The organism is Hyphomonas sp. UBA3601 (assembly GCF_002375605.1).
Lineage (GTDB): Bacteria > Pseudomonadota > Alphaproteobacteria > Caulobacterales > Hyphomonadaceae > Hyphomonas.
Genome location: NZ_DFME01000076.1, coordinates 7425 through 12637, shown reverse-complemented (window position 1 = coordinate 12637; position 5213 = coordinate 7425). Strand labels below are relative to the sequence as shown.

Genomic DNA, 5213 nt, shown 5'->3' with positions numbered 1-5213 from the left:
CCCTAGCCCGCTGCGCGCGTTTGGCCGGCATGGAGGGCGCAGATCAGCGTGAATAGCCGCCGCGACGTGGAGAAGTCGACTTCGATCTTGCCTTCAAGGCGTTCGGCGAGAAGTTCTGAACCCTCATTATGGATGCCACGCCGCGCCATATCGATGGCTTCGATCTGGTGCGGCGACTGGGTTCGGATCGCATCGTAATAGCTGTCGCAGATCATGAAATAGTCACGGATCACGCCCCGGAACGGCCCGAGTGAAAGGATGAAAGTGTGCACCTCCTCGCCTGCCTCGGTACGAATGGCAAAGACGAGCCGACGCTCGGCTTTGGACAGGTTCAGCTGATAGGGTCCCTCATCCTGACCGATCACCTTGAAGGAATTACTTTCCAACAGATCAAAAATGGCAACGCGGCGCTCATGCTCGGCGTCCGGGCCCGATGCGCCCAGGGTCTCATCGTCGATATCGACGCCGATGAGCCGATCATTGCTCACCCGTCCGTGCCCTGATTGGAGCGGATGGAGATGGAGCGCGCATGGGCTGGCAAGCGCTCTGCCTCGGCGAGGCGCAAGGCGGCGGGCGCAATCGCGGCAAACCCCTCGGGGCCCACACGCTGAACACTCATCCGTTTCAGAAAATCATACAGACCAAGGCCTGACGAGAAGCGCGCGGCGCGGCTGGTCGGCAAGACGTGGTTCGACCCGGTGACGTAATCGCCCAGCGCCTCGGGCATATAGTGGCCCAGAAAGACCGCACCGGCATGGCGGATCAGTGGCAACAGGGCATCCGGGTCCTCCACGGCCAGCTCCAGATGCTCAGCCGCGATGCGGTTCGCGATGGAGGCTGCAGCAGGCAAATCAGGTGCGACGACGATTGCGCCATTGTTCATCCAGCTTTCGCGGGCTCGCTCGCCCGTGGGCAGGGTTTTCAACTGGTTTTCCACAGCCCCTTCCACAGAATCCCCCACAGCCTGGTCCACAACAATGAGGATCGACTGGCTGCTGGGATCATGCTCGGCCTGAGACAGCAGGTCGGCGGCAATCCAGTCCGGATTTGCCGTATGGTCTGCGATGACCAGAATCTCTGACGGGCCGGCAATCGTGTCGATGCCGACGCGGCCAAATACTTGGCGCTTGGCCTCTGCGACGAAAGCATTGCCAGGGCCGACAATCTTGTCGACCGGGGCCATGTTTGACGTGCCAAAAGCCAGCGCGCCAACGGCCTGCGCCCCACCAATTGGGTAAAATTCCTCAACGCCAGCTTTCAGCGCGGCGTATGCAACCGCGGGTGACAGCTCGCCCTGGGGCGCGGGCGCAACCATGACGATGCGCTCAACGCCGGCGATCTTGGCCGGCACGACATTCATCAGGACCGAAGAGGGGTAACTCGCGCGGCCGCCCGGCACATAGACGCCGACGCTTTCCAGCGCCGTCCAGCGCCAGCCGAGCTCTACTCCCGCTGAGTCGGTAAAACTGTGGTCTGCGGGCCGCTGCGCCGCATGATATGTGGCGATCCGATCATGTGCAAAATCGATGGCTTCGCGCAAATCAGCCGGGCATTGCGCGGCCAGGCTGTGCAGGTTCACATTGTCGGATGTCAGCGTCGATGGGTCCAGTTGCAGACCGTCAAACCTGGCCGTGTATTCGGCCACGGCCTCGCCGCCGCGTGCCTGCACATCCTTCAGGATGCCCGTTACGGTATTCGCAACGTCTTCACCCGTGCCGCGTTCCTGCTCCAGGAACTGGGCGAATTCACCATTGAAGGCGTCGTTTGAGGCAAAAAACCTGCGGACCATGTCTATCTCCGGCGCCGCTCGTGGCTCGGAAGGCGGCGCGTCGGCCACACATAGTCACTGTCCAGCAAGGTTGCATCCAGAACTTCAACCTCAAGGACGATTTCTCCGTCGCCTGCGAAGATCAGCGTGATCTTTCCACCCGGCGGCTCATCTGCCGGGGTGAAGGTCACCTGCAACAGCGACAGGATCATTTCCGGGTCGGTCTTGGTGACAGCGCGGGTCTTCGCGCCCAGCACGCCATCGAAGGCCAGCAGCGACCGCACACGCTGGCCGTCGCCGCGTTTCGCGCCCGCTTCCCAGCGAAAGCGGTTTATCTCCAGCGCAAACCGGTTGTGGCGGGACTCATATTTCAGGTTCCCCGCTTTCACGACACTGTCCTGAATGGCGGCGGAAATGACTTCCAGATCCTCGGCCGTTTCGGCGAGAAGACGAAGTGGTTTGTGATCAGCCATCAGTGCCCCTTGAGCAATTCCTAGTCTTCGTCCTCGGATCGGCGTTCAATGCTAGCGCCACAGGCGTTAAGTTTCGCTTCCAGCCGCTCAAATCCACGATCGAGGTGGTAGATACGGTTCACCACAGTCTCCCCCTCTGCGGCAAGCCCTGCAATCACAAGAGAGACCGATGCGCGCAAATCTGTCGCCATGACTGGCGCTGCGGTCAGCTGAGGTACACCTTTCACGACCGCCTCCTGCCCACGCACTGTGATGTCTGCGCCAAGACGCGAGAGTTCCGGTGCATGCATGAAACGGTTTTCGAAAATCGTTTCGCGAATAATGCTTGTACCGTCCGCGAGGCTCATCAGGGCCATGAACTGAGCCTGAAGGTCAGTCGGGAAGCCTGGATGCGGCTGGGTCGATACGCTGACGGATTTGAGCCGAGAGCCATTCCGCACGATGCGCAGAGTGGCCGCGGCCTCGTCGGCCTCGACCGTGACGCCAGCCTCTCTCAGCTTGCCAATCATTGCACCAAGGGCCGCCACCGGAGCGCCCTCCAGCGTAACATCGCCGCCGGCCGCTGCAGCCGCCATGGCATATGTGCCCGCCTCAATCCTGTCCGGCATGACGGAATGCGTCGTGCCGCTCAGTTTCTCGACGCCTTCGATGCAAATTTTGGACGTGCCAGCGCCCGTGATCTTCGCGCCCATGGAGTTCAGGCAAACCGCCAAGTCTTCAATCTCGGGCTCACGTGCGGCGTTCTCCAGAACGGTCTCGCCCTGCGCAAGCGTCGCAGTCAGCATGGCATGCTCGGTCGCACCCACGCTCGGCATGGCAAAATTGATGTGCGCGCCCTTCAGGCCATGAATGGCGGCGGCCTTCACATAACCCTGCTCCACACGCAGATCCGCACCCATCGCTTCCAGAGCCTGCAGGTGCAGATCAACCGGTCGGGCACCAATGGCACAGCCACCTGGCAGCGAGACTGTTGCATGGCCAGAACGCGCAATCAGAGGCCCCAACACGTTGAAACTCGCCCGCATCTTGCGGACCTGATCATATGGCGCGATCGTGCTTTTCAGCTCAGCACCGTTCAGATGACAGGTCGAATCGCCCTTCGGCCAATAGACTTCAACGCCCAGCGTTTCCAGCAATTGCGCAAGGAAGCGCGTATCAGCCAGATTCGGCATATTGGTAAGCGTGATGGGCTCGTCAGTCAGCAAACATGCGACCATCAGCTTCAGAGCGGAGTTCTTCGCGCCAGAAACCGGAATGCGGCCATTCAGATGAGCGCCGCCCTTGATGTGCAATTTATCCATGGATTGCCCTTATACAGCGCTTCGCGGCTTTGGAAGGGCCTGAATGTGGCAAGGCTGCACAGACTTTATCCAAATATTACCGGCAGTTGCTTAAGCCCCCGCAAGCCGGAGCGCGGAATCCACTTCAGCTGTTCCGGCTCAATGCCCAGGGCGAGGCCCGGCCAGCCGTCCAGAAGACAATCGAGCGCCGCCTGCGCTTCGGCGCGTGCCAAGTGCAGGCCGAGGCAGATATGAGGCCCGCCACCCCATCCAAGATGGCGATTGGGCCTGCGGGTCAGGTCCAGGTTTCGAGGGCCCTCAAACACACGCTGATCAATATTGGCCGCCGCAAGCAAGGCAACAAGGCGTTCGCCGCGTTTCATTGACAAGCCGTGGAATTCCAGATCCTCGCGTGCATGCCGCGGCTTGGTCATCTGCACCGGAGCGCAGTAGCGCATGAGCTCATCCACGGCGATGCCGCGCGCATCGTCATCCATGCTCCGATACTGATCCGCTGCGTCCGGCTCGGTCAGCAGCGTGTAGACAGCTGACGAGATCAGGTGCTTCGTCGTCTCATGTCCGGCGATGAAGAGGACAAACACCATGGCAACCAACTCGTCATTGCTCATGCGGTCGCCATCGGCTTCAGCATGGACGAGTTCGGTGACGAGGCCTGGCCCGGGTTCATGCCGGACGCGCTCGAATTCCTCCGCCAGCATTCTCTGAACCGCGCCAAGCTTCATCAGGCCGCGCAGCACATTGAATATGTTCGCTGTCGCGGTCAGGCCATGCAGGACAGAATCAAGCTTGTTTCGAATCTCGCCCGAGAACCCCAGCAGGTCATAGATCACCAATAATGGCAGCTGTCGGCACAGCCCCTCAACCAGATCCGCTTCGCCTGCTTCAACCATCTCCGCCACCAGCCGATCACAGGTTTCGCGAATACGCGGCTTCAATGCGTCGATCGAGACGCGCCGGAAGGGCTGGTCGACCAGACGGCGCAAGCGCAGATGGTCAGGGTCATCCAGCGACAGCAGATTGTTGGACAGCGTCTTCAGGGATTTGGGCAGAAATCTGAGGCCGAACGGTGAATCAAACCCGGCGTTTCGCGCGTCCACCGCAAAACGATCCGAATCCTTGAGGAATTCCAGACATTCAGCATGGCCCAGCACCAGCGTGCACTTGCCCAGAAAGGGCAGTTTCTGCCGAACGAACAGGCTCTCTTCCCTGGCCGCAGCGAGAAAGCCGTGCGGCCCACGCAGATAAGCCTGAGAGTTGAGCGGCAGGCTCATTTCTTCTCTGGATCCGACTCAGCCGGGGGCGCCTTTGCCTTGCGCGTAGCCGCCTTGCGGCGTCGCAAATTCGCCCGCAGAGCCTCGGCCCGGCGTGCGGCATTATCCTGTCCTGTTACCTTGTCTTTCATATGAGGTGCTTTTCGCAGCAAAACGGCCTTTTCATGTCAGTCTGCATAAGCTAAAGCCCGCTTTCCATTCCTGCAATGCCGCGGTAGCTCAGTGGTAGAGCGCATCATTGGTAATGATGAGGCCGGGAGTTCAATTCTCCCTCGCGGCACCAGGAATTTCCCGATAATCAGCGACACTGAGCGCGCGTCTTCCGGCGCGGGCGGGCTGTTTGTCCATCGCATTCAGCCTCAAATGCAAAAAGGGCGGACCATATGGGCCGCCCTTTCGC

General features: G+C 60.4%; 5 protein-coding genes and 1 tRNA gene. 1 reads left to right on the top strand and 5 read right to left on the bottom strand.

Annotated elements, in window-relative coordinates; translation table 11 throughout:
* Positions 1-2 precede the first annotated feature (2 nt).
* The 5 genes from B4F73_RS07630 to B4F73_RS07610 form a co-directional block, all read right to left on the bottom strand.
* The gene (locus tag B4F73_RS07630; RefSeq protein WP_206990983.1) at positions 3-488 is read right to left on the bottom strand and encodes a UPF0262 family protein; all 486 of its coding nucleotides are present in this window, start codon (positions 486-488) and stop codon (positions 3-5) included.
* Positions 485-1789: a histidinol dehydrogenase gene (gene hisD, locus B4F73_RS07625; protein ID WP_290482915.1), complete on the bottom strand. Its 1305-nt coding sequence runs from the start codon at positions 1787-1789 to the stop codon at positions 485-487. The genes B4F73_RS07630 and hisD overlap by 4 nt, the downstream gene beginning before the upstream one ends.
* Positions 1790-1791: 2 nt before the next feature.
* Positions 1792-2241: a DUF2948 family protein gene (locus B4F73_RS07620; RefSeq protein ID WP_206990985.1), complete on the bottom strand. Its 450-nt coding sequence runs from the start codon at positions 2239-2241 to the stop codon at positions 1792-1794.
* A gap of 20 nt (positions 2242-2261) precedes the next feature.
* The gene (gene murA, locus B4F73_RS07615) at positions 2262-3542 is read right to left on the bottom strand and encodes a UDP-N-acetylglucosamine 1-carboxyvinyltransferase (RefSeq protein WP_290479679.1); all 1281 of its coding nucleotides are present in this window, start codon (positions 3540-3542) and stop codon (positions 2262-2264) included.
* 65 nt (positions 3543-3607) lie between these two features.
* The gene (locus B4F73_RS07610; RefSeq protein WP_290479680.1) at positions 3608-4813 is read right to left on the bottom strand and encodes a cytochrome P450; all 1206 of its coding nucleotides are present in this window, start codon (positions 4811-4813) and stop codon (positions 3608-3610) included.
* 208 nt (positions 4814-5021) lie between these two features.
* On the opposite strand from B4F73_RS07610, the gene B4F73_RS07605 reads away from it, so the two are divergent.
* Positions 5022-5096: transfer RNA gene (locus tag B4F73_RS07605), tRNA-Thr, on the top strand.
* The last annotated feature ends 117 nt before the right edge of the window (positions 5097-5213 follow it).

What these genes read in the sequence shown, in the direction of transcription:
- murA (WP_290479679.1), bottom strand. Translation starts at nt 3,542, where the DNA reads ATGGATAAATTGCACATCAAGGGCGGCGCTCATCTGAATGGCCGCATT.
- B4F73_RS07620 (WP_206990985.1), bottom strand. Translation starts at nt 2,241, where the DNA reads ATGGCTGATCACAAACCACTTCGTCTTCTCGCCGAAACGGCCGAGGAT.
- B4F73_RS07610 (WP_290479680.1), bottom strand. Translation starts at nt 4,813, where the DNA reads ATGAGCCTGCCGCTCAACTCTCAGGCTTATCTGCGTGGGCCGCACGGC.
- hisD (WP_290482915.1), bottom strand. Translation starts at nt 1,789, where the DNA reads ATGGTCCGCAGGTTTTTTGCCTCAAACGACGCCTTCAATGGTGAATTC.